The sequence below is a fragment of the Streptomyces lincolnensis genome, from assembly GCF_001685355.1.
In the GTDB taxonomy this organism is placed as follows: domain Bacteria; phylum Actinomycetota; class Actinomycetes; order Streptomycetales; family Streptomycetaceae; genus Streptomyces; species Streptomyces lincolnensis.
In genome coordinates, this window is record NZ_CP016438.1 from 6379765 (window position 1) to 6395541 (window position 15777).

Sequence of the window (15777 nt, forward strand, 5' to 3'; positions counted from 1 at the left end):
GAGTGGCCATCATCTCACGGTCACTTCCCCAAGAAACCGTCGGCTGAATCCCAAGTGAAGGCAAAGCGTCGGTTCTACACGTGGCGATCCTCACTCTGCTCACCTGTGCGGCCCTCTGGACAGATGGGCGGGCTCGTCGGATGATCAAATGAGTGCGGTCGGCACCGGATGAGCGGGCTACGAAGGCATCCGGGTCGCAGCCCCCACGGGGCAGACAACGACACAATCCCTCATTTAGGAGCAATCGTGGCGCGCGACATCGCGGCTCCCACCGTCATCCCCACCAACCACAAGGAACTGGTCTCGTGGGTGAACGAGATCGCAGAACTGACGCAACCGGACAGCGTGGTCTGGTGTGACGGATCCGAGGCCGAGTACGAGCGACTGTGCGAGGAGCTCGTGGCGAAGGGCACCTTCAAGAAGCTCGACCCGATCAAGCGCCCCAACTCGTACTACGCGGCCTCCGACCCGACCGATGTCGCCCGGGTCGAGGACCGGACCTTCATCTGCTCCGAGAAGGAGCAGGACGCGGGCCCGACGAACCACTGGAAGGCTCCCGGCGAGATGCGGGAGATCTTCCAGGGCACCAACGGGCAGGGCGGTGTCTTCCGCGGCTCGATGAAGGGCCGGACGATGTACGTCGTCCCGTTCTGCATGGGCCCGCTCGGCTCGGACCTCTCCGCGATCGGCGTCGAGATCACCGACTCCGCCTACGTCGCCGTGTCCATGCGCACCATGACCCGCATGGGCCAGCCGGTCCTGGACGAGCTGGGCTCCGACGGCTTCTTCGTGCGTGCCGTGCACACGCTCGGAGCGCCGCTGGAGGAGGGCCAGGCGGACATCCCCTGGCCGTGCAACAGCACCAAGTACATCTCGCACTTCCCGGAGACCCGCGAGATCTGGTCCTACGGCTCCGGCTACGGCGGCAACGCCCTGCTCGGCAAGAAGTGCTACGCCCTGCGCATCGCCTCGGTCATGGCCCGCGACGAGGGCTGGCTCGCCGAGCACATGCTCATCCTCAAACTCACGCCCCCGCAGGGTGAGTCCAAGTACGTCGCCGCCGCCTTCCCGAGCGCCTGCGGCAAGACCAACCTCGCCATGCTGGAGCCGACCACCCGCGGCTGGACGGTCGAGACCATCGGTGACGACATCGCGTGGATGCGGTTCGGCGAGGACGGCCGCCTGTACGCGATCAACCCCGAGGCCGGCTTCTTCGGCGTCGCGCCCGGCACCGGCGAGCACACCAACGCCAACGCGATGAAGACGCTGTGGGGCAACTCCGTCTTCACCAACGTGGCGCTGACCGACGACAACGACATCTGGTGGGAGGGCATGACGCAGGAGACTCCGGCCCACCTGACGGACTGGAAGGGCAACGACTGGACCCCGTCCTCCGGGACGCCGGCCGCCCACCCCAACGCCCGCTTCACCGTCCCCGCCTCGCAGTGCCCGATCATCGCGCCCGAGTGGGAGGACCCCAAGGGCGTGCCGATCTCCGCGATCCTCTTCGGCGGGCGGCGCGCGACCGCCGTACCGCTGGTGACGGAGTCCTTCGACTGGAACCACGGCGTCTTCCTGGGCGCCAACGTGGCCTCCGAGAAGACCGCCGCCGCCGAGGGCAAGGTCGGCGAGCTGCGCCGCGACCCCTTCGCCATGCTGCCGTTCTGCGGCTACAACATGGGCGACTACATGGGCCACTGGGTCGATGTCGCCAAGGGCAAGGACCAGTCGAAGCTCCCGAAGATCTACTACGTCAACTGGTTCCGCAAGAACGACGAGGGCAAGTTCGTCTGGCCCGGCTTCGGTGAGAACAGCCGCGTCCTGAAGTGGATCGTCGAGCGGCTGGAAGGCAGGGCGGAGGGCGTCGAGACGCCGATCGGCATCCTTCCGGCCAAGGGCGCCCTGGACACCGAGGGCCTCGAACTGGCCGAGTCCGACCTGGACTTCCTCCTCACCGTCGACAAGGAGGTCTGGCGTGAGGAGGCCGCGCTGGTTCCCGATCACCTGAACACGTTCGGCGATCACACGCCGAAGGAGCTGTGGGACGAGTACCGGGCGTTGGTGGCTCGGCTGGGCTAGTCCCCCTTGATCTGCCGCGGTCGGCTCCGATCGTGCCCTGACCAGCTACATCGTCACGGCCGGCCGCGGTGGTAGTCGGCGAGGCCGCGTACAACGGCGTGCGTGGCTCTGGGCCCGTCGTCACGTGTCTCCGTCTGCCCCGACGGGGGTGGTGACGACGGGCCTTCGCCATGTGGGTCTCGGTGGTATGCCGGGTGCGGGTCGTTTGTGGCTGGTCGCGCCCACGCGGCGGAGCCGCAAATTGACACAGCCCCGCGCCCCTTAAGTTGGTCAGCCTGAGCGTTCCTCCAAGTAGCGGGTGTGGGTTTCCTGCCGTCTTGCCTCTGTCTCGCGCAACGCGGCGGCCAGCCGGTCCGCCTCCTCGTGCAGCAGCGTCAGCTGGCGCTCCAGGTGGCGTTCCGGGGGTTCCGTGCCCGGGGTCATCCGGGTCCACCAGCGGGTGCGTACGAAGGTGTCGACGGCCTCGGGGATGTCGTGCCGGATGGAGCGGGAGAGGGTGTGGACGCCCTCCGGGTCCTGGGCGAGGACCTCGCTCACCCAGCCGGGGTCGAGCAGGGCGGCCAGCAGCTCGGTCAGTTCGGTGAGGCGGCCGGACGCGGCGGGGGGCAGGTCGACGTCCGTGAGGTAGCCGCCGAGCTTCTCGAAGTCGTCCCGCAGGGCCTCCAGCTGGGCCGAGGGGTCGGGGAAGTCCGGGAGGGACGGCCGCTCCGGAGGGGCGATCAGCGCACCCGCGCCGTACAGGCCCGCCACGACCACCGGCCAGTACGGTCCGGCCACACCCGTGAAGGTGAGGGCCAGTCCCACCAGGCCGCACGCGCTGCCCGCGATGTTCTTGCGGGACTCCAGGTAGCCGACGTACTCACTGATAGCCACGGATCTCCTCGAAGGCGCCGTCCAGGGTGCCCTGCCGGGCGTCGAAGAGGCGGCCGCCGGTCAGGTCGGCGATGTGCTCCAGTTCGGAGCGGTCGGAGTCGCCGAAGAGGATGGGGAAGACGGGGATGTGACGGCGGTCGGTCCCGAGCCCGGCGTAGAAGGCGTCGAAGTCCTTCGCCTCCGCGCCGGCGGTGTTCTCGCCGTCCGTCATCAGCACGATCGAGGTGAAGGTGTCGCGATCGGTGCCCAGATGGTCGTAGGCCTTCTCCAGGGACGTGTAGATCGCGGTGTCGCCCCGGGCGGTGAGCGCCCCGGTGTCCGCCCGGATGGCGTCGAGGCCCGAGCGGGGGTCGGCCGGGTCGACCACGTGGGTCCGTACGCTCTTCACCTGTGAGCCGAACGGCATCAGCGTGACCTCCTCGCGGTCCCGGAAGTCCCCGGTGAGGTCGGTGAGCGCGGCCTTGAGGCGGGCCAGGCGGTCGCCCTTCATGGAGCCCGAGGTGTCGAGGACGTAGACCGTGCGGGAGGGGCGGCGCAGTTCGTTCTCGTACGAGTCGAGGAGGCCGTCGGCGACGGAACGGCTGCCGGGGAAGGGGAGTTCGCGGCGGCGGGTGGTGTCGAGGCCGGGCGCCGGGGCGACGGAGGCGACGACCGGGCGGCGGTGCGTGCGGTCGGTGATCAGCCGCTGGACCGGCTCCGAGCGCAGGGCCTCGGCGAGCCGGCGGACGTCCTCGCGGGTCGCGGCGCCGGTGGCCGCGAGGGAGGAGAGCGGATAGTCGGCGGTGACGACGCCGTCGCGGGGGCGGATCACGGTCAGGCCCGGGATGCCCTTGAGGACGGACTCGTAGTTGAGCAGGGCGTCGACGGTGCCGCGCCGCTGGTAGGCCGTGGCCAGCCAGCCCGAGGAGCCCGAGGTCAGCTGCTGCCCCTGGAAGAACTCCTTCAGCCGGGGCGTGGCCTTGGTGACGTCGGCGTCCGTGAGCGCGGACTGGGCGCCGGAGAGCGCGGAGGCGACGGAGACCAGGGTGGCGAACCCGGAGTTCGAGCGGGCCGGGTCGGTCATGCCGTAGGTCAGCTTCCCGTCCCGGACCGCCTGCTCGACCTGGGCCCAGGTGACGTCCTGGGGCTTCCAGCCGAGCTCGCGGACGGTGGCCTGCCTGACCCCGACCGCGACCGGGCTCGACATGACCGGCGTCTCGGAGACCACCTTGCGGGCCGCTTCGGGACGCAGCCGCAGATAGTCGTTGGACGCCAGCCACAGCGCGTCGTAGCGCTTGTCCGCGGCACCCTCGGTCAGCAGGTCCACGGCGTCCAGGGTGCCCATGTAGGTGGGCCGGACCTTGATGCCGGTGTCCTTCTCGACCCGGTCGAGGACCGGGGCCATGTCGCCGAGCTCGCTGGAGGCGAGGACCCGCAGGGTGCCGGCTTCGGGGGTGGCCGGGTCGTCCCTCCTCTCCTGCGCGCTGCACGCGGTGAGGAGGGCGGCCAGGGCCAGGAGGAGGACCGGGATGCGCCTCACGCGAGCCCTCCTTCCATCGCGCCCCGCGACCGGCTGCGCTCCAAATACGCGCCCGCGTGCTGGAGTTCGGCGGTCAGGGACTCCACCGTCGACGCCATCGCCTCGGTCGCCTGGACCTTGTACGTGTCGATCGTGTCGAGGGTCCGGTAGATCTGCTGGAACGCCGAGCGCAGGGTCTCCGCCCCCACGGCCGGGTCGGCGGCGATCCGCTGGATCTCCCCGCTCTGCGTGGCGAGCATCTCCGCGTTGCCCCGGATGAGGTCCTCGGTCGTCCCGCGCAGCGCGTTGACCTGCTCGACGACCTTCTTCTGGTGGTCGAGCGCGGAGGCCAGCATCACGGAGATCCGCAGGGCCGACACGGTGGTCGTGGCCGCCCGGTCGACGCCCTTGATCAGCTCCTCGTTGTTGCGTCGTACGACGTCCATGGCGAGGTAGCCCTGGGCGCACACCGCGAGCTGGGTGAGCAGGTCCTGGTGCTTCTGGCGGACCGGGAAGAGGACGTCGGCGCGCAGCCCGTCGGCCTCCTGGGGGTCCGTGACGGCGGCGACGTGCTCCTCGACGGCCGTGTCCAGGGCCTCGGTGAGCACGACGTACTCCTGGAGCTTGCCCATGGTCTCCCACAGGCGGACCCGCTCGGTCTGCAACGCGGCGTTGTCGCGGCGCAGTTCGTCCTGGCCGCCGCGCAGCGAGCCCACGATCTTGTTCAACGTGCCCTGCGCGGTGGCGTACTTGGCCATGTGGTCGCGCAGCTTGTTGCCGCCCGGCAGCCGGGACAGGAACCTGCGCCCCTTGGCGGCGGGCAGGTCGCGCGGGTCCAGGTCCTCGACCACGCGCCGCAGTTCGACGAGCGATCCGGCCACCTGGGACTGGGCGTCACCGCCGTTGGACGGCAGGCTCCGCACGGTCCGCTCCAGCATGCGGTTGGACTGCGCGGCGGCGCTGCGCATCTCCCCGGCGCCGAGGGCGGTGATCTCCCCGACCTTCCCCGCGAACTCGGGGGAGCGGGCGTCCAGGGCGGCGAGGCCCTCGACGTAGGCGGCTGCCTTCCGGGCCATGTCGGTACGGACGGTGTCGTCGACGGGGACGAGCCCGCCGGCCTTCTCCCGGGGCACGGCCGTGACGGCCTCGGGCGGGGTCAGGACAAAGGTGTCGTCGGTCATGTGCGGTTCCCCCGTGGTCATCCGCGCGCCCGGCGCGCCATCTCGTGCAGCACCTCGGAGGTGGGCACGGGCGCCTGCCGGATGCCGGTCAGCTTCTGGTTGAGGTATTCGGCGTGGGCCGCCGTGGCCCGGGTGAACTCGGCGGCCGAGCCCTGCGGCCGGAACCCGTGCCGGACGGCCAGCTCACGCAGGCCCGGGTCGGTGCTCAGCAGTTCGCCGAGAGCGCGGCCGTCGTCCGTCAGCGGTACGACCGTGTGGTCGCTGTTGGCGGTGGTGTCCGGGTAGAGGACGACGAGGTCGTCGACGCTCTTCTGCTCGGAGAGCAGCGCGGCGACCTGGGACTCGTAGACCAGGACCAGGGGATTGCCGGCGCCGCTGACGAAGTCCCGGAAGGTCGCGTCCGTGCTGGACTGCTGGGCGCCCTGGACGGTGACCAGCTTGCGCATCAGGGGCGCGGTGCGGTCGACGTCGGCGTCACTCGCGGCCACCTTGCCGCCGGCGGCGACGTAGGAGGCGGCGGCGAGATAGAGGGCGCCGGAGTTGGAGGACTCCGGGTCGGTGCTGGCGAGATAGAGGGTGCCGGTCAACTCCCCGTACTTGTCCGCCCCCGTGAGCTGCTGCCAGGTCCGGTCCTCGGCGGCGGCGTCGAGGTAGGCGGCCATCTTCAGGGTGCCGCGGTGCTTCTCCAGCGCCGCGAGCCCGTTCGCGGCCAGTACCTCGGCGGCGCCCCGGTGGGCCACGACGACGAGCGGCGAGTAGAAGGGCACCGGCAGCGGCTGCCGGGCCTTGTACTTCGCGGCCAGCTCGTCGGCCGGTGCCTGACTGGACGGGAAGGCGAGGTCGTACCCCTTGAGGTCCAGCCCTTCCATGGCCCAGGACCCGGAGGTCTCGGCCTTCACGGTGTAGCCCTTGGTGGCCAGGGCCTTCACCACATCCGGATCGCCGAAGAACTCCGCCTTCTCCGATCCGATCACCGCACGCACGGTCTTCGTTGCCGTGCCCGTGTCCCCGTTGTCCCGGCCCGCCGCGACGGCTACCACCACGCCACCGATCAGCAGAACCGCGAGGACGATTCCCACGATTCGTCTCACACAGGGGAGGTTCCTCCCGGAACCCAACATTCCCCACTGAGAAGGATGAACGGGCGGTGACATACCGGCCCCGGCACTGCAACGGCCCCGATAGGGGCGCGGGGAACTGCGCGATCAGCCACAACGGACCCGCACCCGCAAGACGGCACAGCGCCCTACGGCGATTAGGCGCCCCCGGCTCAAGCCAACGCAGCGCTCCGCGCAGCGGAATGCGCATCCATACGCTCGGCGGCCAGGATCGCCACCGCCGTGTCGGCACGCGACGCGGCGACCACCAGCGCCCGCCCCGCGAGAGCATGCGCCCGCTCGTGCAGCGCCGCACTGTCACCCGTGCCGGAGGCGACCGCGCGGACCGGCGTACCGCCGCCCCGCAAGCGCGTCACCTGCTCGGCGAGCCGCTCGGCGGCGGCGTCGAGGTCCTCGGCCGGCTGGAGCGAGCGCAGCGCGTCCGTGACGGCGAGCAGTGCGGAGAGGTGGCCCGCGAGCTGGATGTCCAGCTCTTCCTCGCGGGAGCGGTGGGGGAAGTCGGAGGGGGTGCCGGCCATCGTGCTGTGGACCGACTTGGTGCGGATCGGCTCGTACATGGGATGGCCTCCTGTGCAGTCAGGAAGCCATCTTAGCTTAGATTCCGTCTAAAGTTGAGCGGAGCCAAAAGATCTACGGCTGTCCGTAACCGTCCAGGAAGTTCCCGATCCGGGTGATCGCCGACCGCAGATCCCGGGCCGTCGGCAGGGTCACCACCCGGAAGTGGTCCGGCTCGGGCCAGTTGAAGCCACTGCCCTGGACGACCATGATCTTCTCCTGCCGGAGCAGGTCCAGGACCATCTGCCGGTCGTCCTTGATCTTGAAGACCTTCGGATCGAGGCGCGGGAAGAGATACAGCGCCCCCTTCGGCTTCACACAGCTCACGCCCGGGATCTGGGTCAGCAGGTCGTAGGCCACGTCCCGCTGCTCCCGCAGCCGTCCGCCCGGCAGGACGAGGTCGTTGATGGTCTGCCGTCCGCTGAGCGCGGCCACCACCCCGTGCTGGCCCGGCATGTTCGCGCACAGACGCATGTTCGCCAGGATCGTCAGACCCTCGATGTAGGAGTCGGCGTGCGCGCGCGGACCGGAGATCGCCATCCAGCCGACCCGGTAACCGGCGACGCGGTACGCCTTGGACATGCCGTTGAAGGTGAGGGTCAGCAGGTCCGGGGCGACCTTGGCGGTCGGTGTGTGCGTGGCCTCGTCGTAGAGGATCTTGTCGTAGATCTCGTCGGAGCAGACGAGCAGGTTGTGCCGGCGCGCGATGTCGGTGAGGCCCCGCAGCATCGCCTCGTCGTACACGGCCCCCGTCGGGTTGTTGGGGTTGATGATGACGAGCGCCTTGGTGCGGTCGGTGACCTTGCGCTCGATGTCGGCGAGGTCGGGCATCCAGTCGGACTGCTCGTCGCAGCGGTAGTGGACGGCGGTGCCGCCGGACAGCGAGACGGCCGCGGTCCACAGCGGGTAGTCGGGGGCCGGTACGAGGACCTCGTCGCCGTCGTCCAGCAGGCCCTGCATGGCCATCACGATCAGCTCGGAGACGCCGTTGCCGATGAAGACGTGCTCGACGTCCGTCTCGATGCCGAGGGTCTGGTTGTGCATGACGACCGCCCGGCGCGCCGCCAGCAGGCCCTTCGCATCGCCGTAGCCATGGGCCGTCGAGACGTTGCGGAGGATGTCCTCCAGGATCTCCGGCGGACACTCGAACCCGAACGCCGCCGGGTTGCCCGTGTTCAGCTTGAGGATGCGGTGCCCCGCCGCTTCCAGGCGCATCGCCTCCTCGAGAACCGGGCCCCGGATCTCGTAACAGACGTTGGCGAGCTTGGTCGACTGGATCACCTGCATGTCTGGGAGCTTACGGCGGGGTAACGCCGGGTGGGTCGTGTTTTCCGCCACGTGAGACGCGCGGTGCGGGGCGTTGTCGTCGGCGTTTGTCCCGCGAGCCCCTCCCTTGTCTAGAATTCGCCGCCATGTCGAGGCCAGGTGAGCACGGAAACGGGACGGAGCCCCAGGGGGCGCCGAACGTGTACCACCCGAGGGGCGGGGTGACACCCGCCTACGAGACGTACGCGGATCCGGCGGCCGCGCACGGCTGGCAGAACACCTACGACGAGACGGCCGAGTTGCCCCAGGTGGCCGACGGTCCGGCCCCGCCCGCGGCGCCGCCGGAACACCGTGTCGCCTCCCACGGGCGCGGCCACCGCAAGCGCCGCGGCGCGGGCGCCGGGCGCTCACGCCGGGTGGCGGTCGCCGCGGGCGTGGCCGGCACGGTGTCCGCTGCCGTGCTGATCGCCTGGTTCTCCTTTTCCGGCTCGCCCGGTGGCGCACCGGGCGAGCACGACCGCAGGACTCCGGCGGCGGGCGACACCGCGACGGCCCCGGATCCGGCCACCTCCACGGACCCGGGCTCCGGCGACCGCCCGTCGGACGGCTCCGGTCCCGCGGCACCCACCACCGCCGGTACGCCGTCGACGAGCCCGGCGGCCCCGACGACCGCCCCGGCCGCCGAGGGCGGCACAAAGCCCCCCTCGCCCGATCCGACCCCCACCACGTCGCAGACCCCCACCGACTCGGCCCCCGGCAACTCGGACGCCAGGCCGGGACGGGGTCAGGGCGCCAGCAAGGGCCCCAGGTAGCGGACGGGCCCGGCAGGGCGGCCGAGCCGGACGGGCGGAAATCCGCCAAGCCCGGGCCTGAAACAGCTCCTTGTCCCCGGATGCCCCTCGGTTCACAATGCGCATGACAAAAAACGAGTGGCCGGAAGATCTCCGGTCACTCTCGTCATGCAGAGGGGACCCCCACATGAAGAAGCCTCTCGTCGCCGCGCTCTTCGCCCTGGTGATCACCGGGGCGGGCGCGGCGCCCGCCGTCGCGGCGCCCGCCGAGGACAGAGCCGCCCTCGCCGAGGACAGAGCGGCCCCCGCCGTCCAGGCCGTCACCTTCGCCGGCACCGTCTCGCTCAGCAACTGCTCCGGGTCCGTCGTCCGCTTCCCGGCGTCGGAGGACGACGACCCGGCGATGGTGATGTCGAACGGCCACTGCCTGGAGACCGGCTTTCCGCCGGCCGGTACGGTCGTCGTGGACCGGGCCTCCAGTCGTACCTTCGGGCTGCTGAACTCCGCGGGGACCCGGCTCGGGACCCTGCGGGCCAGCAAGATCGCCTACGGGACGATGACCGACACGGACGTGGCGCTGTACCAGCTCACCACCACGTACGCGCAGATCAAGAGCTCGTACGGCATCACCGCGCTCACCCTGAACGACACCCGCCCGGCCGCCGGCAGCGCCATCACGGTCGTCTCCGGCTACTGGAAGCGGACGTACGCCTGCAACGTCGACGGCTTCGCCTACCGGCTCAAGGAAGGCGCGTGGACCTGGAAGGACTCGGTCCGCTACACCTCCGCCTGCCAGACCATCGGCGGCACCTCGGGCTCGCCCGTCATCGACAACGCCACCGGCAAGGTCGTCGCCGTCAACAACACCGGCAACGAGGACGGCGGCCGCTGCACCGACAACAACCCCTGCGAGGTGAGCGAGAGCGGCACCGTCACCGTCCGCCAGGGCATCAACTACGCCCAGCAGACCTACCAGATCCCGGCCTGCTTCGGCCTCGACAACAAGCTGGACCTGAGCAGGAGCGGCTGCACCCTGCCCAAGCCGTAGCGGACGGAGGGGGCTACTCGGTCCTGCGGACCGCTCGTCCCGCCAGTACGTCCGTCCGGCGGCCCTCCTCGATGACGAAACGGCCGTCGACCAGGACGTACGGGATTCCCGTCGGCAGCACCCGGGGGTTGTCGAAGGTCGACCCGGCGGCCACCGTCGCCGGGTCGAAGAGGACCAGGTCGGCCTTGTAGCCCTCGCGGACCAGCCCGCGGTCCGGCAGTCGCAGCCGGGCCGCGGGGCGCGAGGTGAGGTGGGCGACGCATTCCTCCAGGGAGAGCACGCCCAACTCCCGTACGTACCGGCCGAGATACCGCGGGAAGGTGCCGTAGGCCCGCGGATGCGGCTTGCCGCCCCGGAGGATGCCGTCGGAGCCGCCCGTGTGGACGCGGTGGCGCATGATCGTGCGGACGTTCTCCTCGTGGCCCACGTGCTGGAGGATCGTCGGGCCGAGCCGGTCCTCCAGCAGGAGCCGGCGCGCGGTCACCCACGGCTCCTCGCCGCGCAGGTCGGCGGACTCCTGGACGGTCCGGCCGACGAAGTCCGCGAGCGCCGGGTCGCTCACCCCCGAGATCTCGATCGTGTCCCACTCGATGGGCACGCCGTGGCAGCCGTCCGCCCCGATCACCTCCATGTGGTGCCGGACACGGGCCGCGGTCTCCTCGTCGGCCAGCCGCCCGAGGACCGCCTCCGGACCGCCCTCGCTCGCCCAGCTCGGCAGCATCGCCACCAGGGTGGTGCAGCCGGGCGTGTAGGGGTACGTGTCGAGACTGATGTCGGCACCCCCGTCCAGCGCCTCGTCCAGCAGCGCCAGCAGCTGCGGCGCCCGGCCCTCGTTCACACCGAAGTTCATGGTGGCGTGGGCGAGATGGAGCGCGCAGCCCGCCTCCCGCGTGAGGGCCACCATCTCCTCGTACGCCTCCAGCGCGCCCGCCCCGTACGAGCGGTGGTGCGGGCAGTAGTAGCCGTCGTACGACGCCACCACCCGGCACAGCTCGGTCAGTTCGGCGTCCTTGGCGTACATGCCCGGCGTGTAGGTCAGACCCGAGGACATGCCGACGGCGCCCTGCTCCAGGCCCTCGGCGACCAGTTGCCGCATCCGGTCCAGCTCCCGGGGCGTCGCCTCCCGGTCCTGCCAGCCGACGACGAGGGCGCGGACCGTGCCCTGCGGCACGAGATAGGCCGCGTTCACGGCGATCCCGCGGTCGAGCCGGTCGAGGTACTCGCCCACCGACCGCCAGTCGATGTCGATGTCGTCGCCGTAGCCGTTCCAGCCGGTGATGGCCCGGCGGACCTCCTCCAGCGTGCGGTCGTCGACCGGCGCGTACGACAGCCCGTCCTGGCCGAGCACTTCGAGCGTCACGCCCTGCGCGGCCTTGGCGCTGTGGTCGGGGTCGCGGAGCAGAGCGAGGTCGCTGTGGGCGTGCATGTCGATGAAGCCGGGGGAGAGGACGAGCCCTTCGGCGTCCAGCTCCCGGCGGGCCTTCGGCCGTTGACAGCCGGCCGCCGCGGCCTCCTGGACGATCGACACGATCCGACCGTGGTCGATCACCACATCGGCTCGGTACGACGGACCGCCCGAGCCGTCCACGACGTCCGCGTCCCGGATGACGAGCTCTTCCACGCCGGACCTCCTAGAAGAACGTACGGATGTAGTCGACGACCGTGCCGTCCGCCTCCGCGACCGGGATCAGCTGCCACTTGTCGAAGGACGTGCACGGGTGGGACAGCCCGAGGCCGACCCAGTCGCCGACCTCCAGCTCCGCCTCCGGCGCGGTCCGCAGCCAGGCGTGCTGGTCGGACAGGCCCGTCACCTCGATCCCGGCGGCCGGGCGCTCGACACCGTCCCGGCGGACCACCTGGGCGAAGGGCAGGTCGAGGTCGTAGGCCGCGTCCCGCTTGCCGGCGTTGGTGAAGGCCTGCTCGGGGGAGGGCCGGGAGACGACCTGGGTCCACAGACGGAAGGCGGGCTCCAGGGCACCTTCCTCCGGGACCCGGTTGAAGGGCGTGATCTTGCGGTAGTGGCCGTCGTCGTGCGAGACGTAGGCACCCGAGCGCAGCAGCTTCAGTACGGGCGCGGACAGGCCGGGGATCTCCGCGAAGACGTCGGCCACCGCGTCGAACCAGGCGCTGCCGCCGGCGCTGACGACGATCTCGTCCGCCTGGGCGAACCGCCCGGCCTTGTCGAAGTCGACGGCCAGCGCGACCAGCCGCCGCAGCCAGGCGTGCACCCGCTCCGGTGTGGCCTGCGGCACCTCGCCCTCGTACCCCGCGACCCCCACCAGCCGCAGGGTCCGGGTGTCCGCCACGGCGTCCGCGACCGCCGCGCACTCCGCCTCCGTACGGACGCCGGTGCGGGCGCCCTCACCGGCGGCCAGCTCGACCACGACGTCCAGGGGGCGCTTCGCCCCGCGCAGGGCCGCGTCCATGAGGGCGACGCCGCGCACGGAGTCGACGTAACAGACGAGACGGAAGGACGGGTCGGCGTCGAGCTCGGCGGAGATCCAGCGCAGGGCCGCCGCGTCGACCAGCTCGTTGGCGAGGAAGACCCGGCGTACGCCGAAGGCCCGCGCCACCCGCACCTGGTGCGGCACGGCGAGAGTGATGCCCCACGCCCCGCGGTCGGTCTGCCGCTGGAACAGCTGCGGGGCCATGGAGGTCTTGCCGTGCGGGGCGAAGGCGAGGCCGTGCCGGGTCGCGTACGTCTCCATCAGCGCGAGGTTGTGCTCCAGGCGCTCGGCGGACAGCGCGAGGACGGGGGTGGCGAAACCGCCGGTGAAGAGATTGCGGCGCTGGGCGGCCAGCTCGCCGACGGTGAGGCCGTCGGCGTCCGGGGGGAGGCCCTTGAAGCGGTGGTCCACGCGTTCCTCGGCCAGGCGGTCGAGCGCTTCGGCACTCATGGAGCCTCCCTGATCTGATGGGTTGCATTCTCTGCAACGCTCATTGCGTATATCGCTTACCGCTGTCTAACATCTCGGCCAACGCGGGGTCAACGGAGCCGCCGCCCCCGCACACACCGAGGAGCTACGACGATCGTGACCGTCACCGGACCTTGCAATGCCCCCGACGTCGTGGACGTCGTCGCGCTCGGCGAGTCCATGGTCACCTTCCTCCCCTCCCGGCCCGGCCGCCTCGCCGACGTCCCCTCCTTCGAGCGGGGGATCGGGGGCGCGGAGTCCAACGTGGCGTGTGGGCTGGCCGCCGCCGGGCACACGGTGCGGTGGGTCAGCCGGGTGGGCGGTGACGGGTTCGGGGATCACCTGGTCGAGACGATCGGAGGGTGGGGCGTCGACGTGACGTCCGTACGGCGTGATCCGAAGCGCCCGACGGGCCTGTACTTCCGTACGGCGGGGGACCGGGCCACGGACGCCCACGAGGTGGCGTACTACCGGGCGGGGTCGGCGGCCTCGGCGATGTCCGTGGAGAACCTGGACATGGCGGCCGTGCGCGCGGGCCGGGTCGTGCATCTGTCGGGGATCACGGCGGCGCTGTCCGCCGACTGCCTGGACCTCCTCCGCGCGCTGACGGCCTCCCGCCCGGAACGCCCCCTCGTCTCCTTCGACGTCAACCACCGGGCCGGCCTGTGGCGGGATGCCGAGGGGCCGCGGGTCCTCCTGGACCTGGCCCGCGGCGCCGACATCGTGTTCGTGGGAGAGGACGAGGCGGAGGAGGCGTGGGGGGTGACCGGGGGCCCGGCGGCGATCCGGGAGATGCTGCCGGAGCCGTCCGTCGTGGTGGTGAAGCAGGGGGCGAGGGGAGCGACCGCGTTCACCGGCGTCCCGCCCGCCTTCGTCCCCGCCCTCCACGTCACCCCCGTGGCGGCCGTCGGCGCCGGCGACGCCTTCGCCGCCGGCTTCCTGTCCGCCACCCTCCGGGGCCTGCCCCTGAAGGACCGCCTGCGCCACGGCCACCTCCACGCCGCGGCCACCCTCACCGCACCCGGCGACCTCGCCCCGCCCCCCGCCCGCGACCACGCCGACCGTCTGGCGGCCCTGGACGACACCGCGTGGGGGAGACTTCGACTCGGCCCCGGCTGGACAGCAGCCGCGCACCGGGCCGAGGAGGAGGTACACACCCCATGAGCCAGACCGTCGACCGCGCGCTGAGCATCCTGCCGCTGCTCGCCGAGGGCCCCGCCGACCTGGGCCAGGTCGCCGACCGCCTCGGCGTCCACAAGTCCACGGCCCTGCGCCTCCTCCGCACGCTGCACGAGCACGGCCTGGTCTACCGCCAGTCCGACCAGCGCTACCGCCTCGGCGCCCGCCTGATCGCGCTGGCCCAGGAGGCGATGGAGAACCTCGACATCCGCGAGATCGCCCACCCCCACCTGGCCCGCCTGAACGAACAGTGCGGCCACACCGTCCACCTCGCGGTCTACGAGGAGGACGAGGTCCTCTACATCGACAAGGTGGAGAGCCGCTACCCGGTCCGGATGTACTCGCGGATCGGCAAGCCCGTCGCCATCACCGTCGCGGCCGTGGCGAAACTCCTCCTGGCCGACCTGCCGGAGGCCGAACGCCGGGCCCTCGCCGACAAGCTCGACTACCCCCTGTACACGGCCCGTTCGACCCCCAACGCCGCTGCCTTCCTCAAGGAGCTGGAGCGGGTGCGCGAACAGGGCTGGGCCACCGACCTCGGCGGCCACGAGGAGTCCATCAACTGCGTCGCCGCACCGATCCGCGGCGCCGACGGCAGGGTCGTGGCCGCGATGTCGGTCTCCGCGCCCAACGTCGTCGTCACCGCCGACGAACTCCTCACCCTGCTCCCGCTGGTCCGCCGCACCGCGGACACGATCAGCGGGGAGTACTCCGGCAAGACCCCCGTCAAGGAAGTCACCCCATGACCGAGAAGATCGCGCTCACCCCCAAGACCCACACCACCCCGCCCGCGAAGTTCTCGCACGGCGTGAAGAAGGGGAACATCCTCCAAGTCGCCGGTCAGGTCGGTTTCCTCCCCGCCGAGGAGGGCAAGCCGCCCACGCCCGCCGGCCCCACCCTGCGCGAGCAGACCCTCCAGACCCTCGCCAACGTCAAGGCGATCCTCGAAGAGGGCGGCGCGAGCTGGGACGACGTGATGATGATCCGCGTCTACCTGACCGACGTGGACCACTTCGCCGAGATGAACGGCATCTACAACACCTACTTCGAGGAGCAGGGCCTCACCGCGCCCCCGGCCGCCCGCACGACGGTCTACGTCGGCCTGCCCGCCGGACTCCTCATCGAGATCGACGCGCTCGCCGTCCTCGGCTGACGCGCAGCCGACACCTCCTCAACTCCCGCACGTCGTACCCGGCACGGCACCTCACGGGGTGCCGTGCCGCGCTCCCCCCTGCCCGAAAGCCCCATGCACTTACGGTACTTACGCAGAGGAC

The 15777-nt window shown here is 71.1% G+C and carries 14 protein-coding genes; 6 read left to right on the forward strand and 8 right to left on the reverse strand.

Translation table 11 applies throughout. The features are described 5' to 3' along the window. Positions 1–246 precede the first annotated feature (246 nt). On the forward strand, positions 247–2079 hold the full coding sequence (locus tag SLINC_RS28545) for a phosphoenolpyruvate carboxykinase (GTP) (protein WP_067438610.1): 1833 nt from the start codon (positions 247–249) through the stop codon (positions 2077–2079). A gap of 270 nt (positions 2080–2349) precedes the next feature. On the opposite strand, the gene SLINC_RS28550 is transcribed toward SLINC_RS28545, so the two are convergent. The 6 genes from SLINC_RS28550 to SLINC_RS28575 all read right to left on the reverse strand — a co-directional run bounded on the left by SLINC_RS28550 (position 2350) and on the right by SLINC_RS28575 (position 8591). Further along, complete coding sequence (locus SLINC_RS28550; RefSeq protein ID WP_067438613.1) at positions 2350–2952, reverse strand: hypothetical protein; 603 nt, start codon at positions 2950–2952, stop codon at positions 2350–2352. After that, positions 2939–4471: a substrate-binding and vWA domain-containing protein gene (locus tag SLINC_RS28555; protein ID WP_067438616.1), complete on the reverse strand. Its 1533-nt coding sequence runs from the start codon at positions 4469–4471 to the stop codon at positions 2939–2941. Before SLINC_RS28555 ends, SLINC_RS28550 begins: the two co-directional genes overlap by 14 nt. Continuing rightward, the gene (locus SLINC_RS28560; protein WP_067445808.1) at positions 4468–5631 is read right to left on the reverse strand and encodes a toxic anion resistance protein; all 1164 of its coding nucleotides are present in this window, start codon (positions 5629–5631) and stop codon (positions 4468–4470) included. Before SLINC_RS28560 ends, SLINC_RS28555 begins: the two co-directional genes overlap by 4 nt. Positions 5632–5648: 17 nt before the next feature. After that, positions 5649–6722: a substrate-binding domain-containing protein gene (locus SLINC_RS28565; RefSeq protein WP_067438618.1), complete on the reverse strand. Its 1074-nt coding sequence runs from the start codon at positions 6720–6722 to the stop codon at positions 5649–5651. A gap of 179 nt (positions 6723–6901) precedes the next feature. Next, positions 6902–7306, reverse strand: coding sequence for an SCO4983 family protein (locus SLINC_RS28570; protein ID WP_067438620.1), 405 nt, complete (start codon positions 7304–7306; stop codon positions 6902–6904). A gap of 73 nt (positions 7307–7379) precedes the next feature. Further along, positions 7380–8591 (reverse strand): pyridoxal phosphate-dependent aminotransferase, encoded by a 1212-nt coding sequence (locus SLINC_RS28575; protein WP_067438623.1) that lies wholly within the window; start codon positions 8589–8591, stop codon positions 7380–7382. 125 nt (positions 8592–8716) lie between these two features. On the opposite strand from SLINC_RS28575, the gene SLINC_RS48130 reads away from it, so the two are divergent. Further along, positions 8717–9382 carry a hypothetical protein gene (locus tag SLINC_RS48130; RefSeq protein ID WP_067438626.1) on the forward strand — a complete coding sequence of 222 codons (666 nt, stop codon included), beginning with the start codon at positions 8717–8719 and terminating at the stop codon, positions 9380–9382. Positions 9383–9548: 166 nt separating this feature from the next. Then, the gene (locus SLINC_RS28585) at positions 9549–10409 is read left to right on the forward strand and encodes a S1 family peptidase (protein WP_067438628.1); all 861 of its coding nucleotides are present in this window, start codon (positions 9549–9551) and stop codon (positions 10407–10409) included. Positions 10410–10422: 13 nt separating this feature from the next. On the opposite strand, the gene SLINC_RS28590 is transcribed toward SLINC_RS28585, so the two are convergent. Next, the gene (locus SLINC_RS28590; RefSeq protein WP_067438631.1) at positions 10423–12030 is read right to left on the reverse strand and encodes an N-acyl-D-amino-acid deacylase family protein; all 1608 of its coding nucleotides are present in this window, start codon (positions 12028–12030) and stop codon (positions 10423–10425) included. A 10-nt stretch (positions 12031–12040) separates the two neighbouring features. Next, positions 12041–13306: an amino acid deaminase gene (locus SLINC_RS28595; RefSeq protein ID WP_067438634.1), complete on the reverse strand. Its 1266-nt coding sequence runs from the start codon at positions 13304–13306 to the stop codon at positions 12041–12043. Between the two features lie 135 nt (positions 13307–13441). Here SLINC_RS28595 and SLINC_RS28600 point away from each other — a divergent pair, with 135 nt between their 5' ends. The 3 genes from SLINC_RS28600 to SLINC_RS28610 are packed head-to-tail and all read left to right on the forward strand — an operon-like array spanning position 13442 to position 15656. Beyond that, entirely contained in the window at positions 13442–14488 is a 1047-nt protein-coding gene (locus SLINC_RS28600) for a sugar kinase (protein ID WP_067438636.1), read from the forward strand. Then, the gene (locus SLINC_RS28605; RefSeq protein WP_067438638.1) at positions 14485–15249 is read left to right on the forward strand and encodes an IclR family transcriptional regulator; all 765 of its coding nucleotides are present in this window, start codon (positions 14485–14487) and stop codon (positions 15247–15249) included. The genes SLINC_RS28600 and SLINC_RS28605 overlap by 4 nt, the downstream gene beginning before the upstream one ends. Further along, positions 15246–15656, forward strand: a complete 411-nt coding sequence (locus SLINC_RS28610; RefSeq protein WP_067438641.1) for a RidA family protein — start codon at positions 15246–15248, stop codon at positions 15654–15656. The genes SLINC_RS28605 and SLINC_RS28610 overlap by 4 nt, the downstream gene beginning before the upstream one ends. The last annotated feature ends 121 nt before the right edge of the window (positions 15657–15777 follow it).

Coding starts and splice junctions, on each gene's coding strand:
- SLINC_RS28560 (WP_067445808.1), bottom strand. CDS start 5,631: ATGACCGACGACACCTTTGTCCTGACCCCGCCCGAGGCCGTCACGGCC.
- SLINC_RS28570 (WP_067438620.1), bottom strand. CDS start 7,306: ATGTACGAGCCGATCCGCACCAAGTCGGTCCACAGCACGATGGCCGGC.
- SLINC_RS28575 (WP_067438623.1), bottom strand. CDS start 8,591: ATGCAGGTGATCCAGTCGACCAAGCTCGCCAACGTCTGTTACGAGATC.
- SLINC_RS48130 (WP_067438626.1), top strand. CDS start 8,717: ATGTCGAGGCCAGGTGAGCACGGAAACGGGACGGAGCCCCAGGGGGCG.
- SLINC_RS28585 (WP_067438628.1), top strand. CDS start 9,549: ATGAAGAAGCCTCTCGTCGCCGCGCTCTTCGCCCTGGTGATCACCGGG.
- SLINC_RS28595 (WP_067438634.1), bottom strand. CDS start 13,306: ATGAGTGCCGAAGCGCTCGACCGCCTGGCCGAGGAACGCGTGGACCAC.
- SLINC_RS28605 (WP_067438638.1), top strand. CDS start 14,485: ATGAGCCAGACCGTCGACCGCGCGCTGAGCATCCTGCCGCTGCTCGCC.
- SLINC_RS28610 (WP_067438641.1), top strand. CDS start 15,246: ATGACCGAGAAGATCGCGCTCACCCCCAAGACCCACACCACCCCGCCC.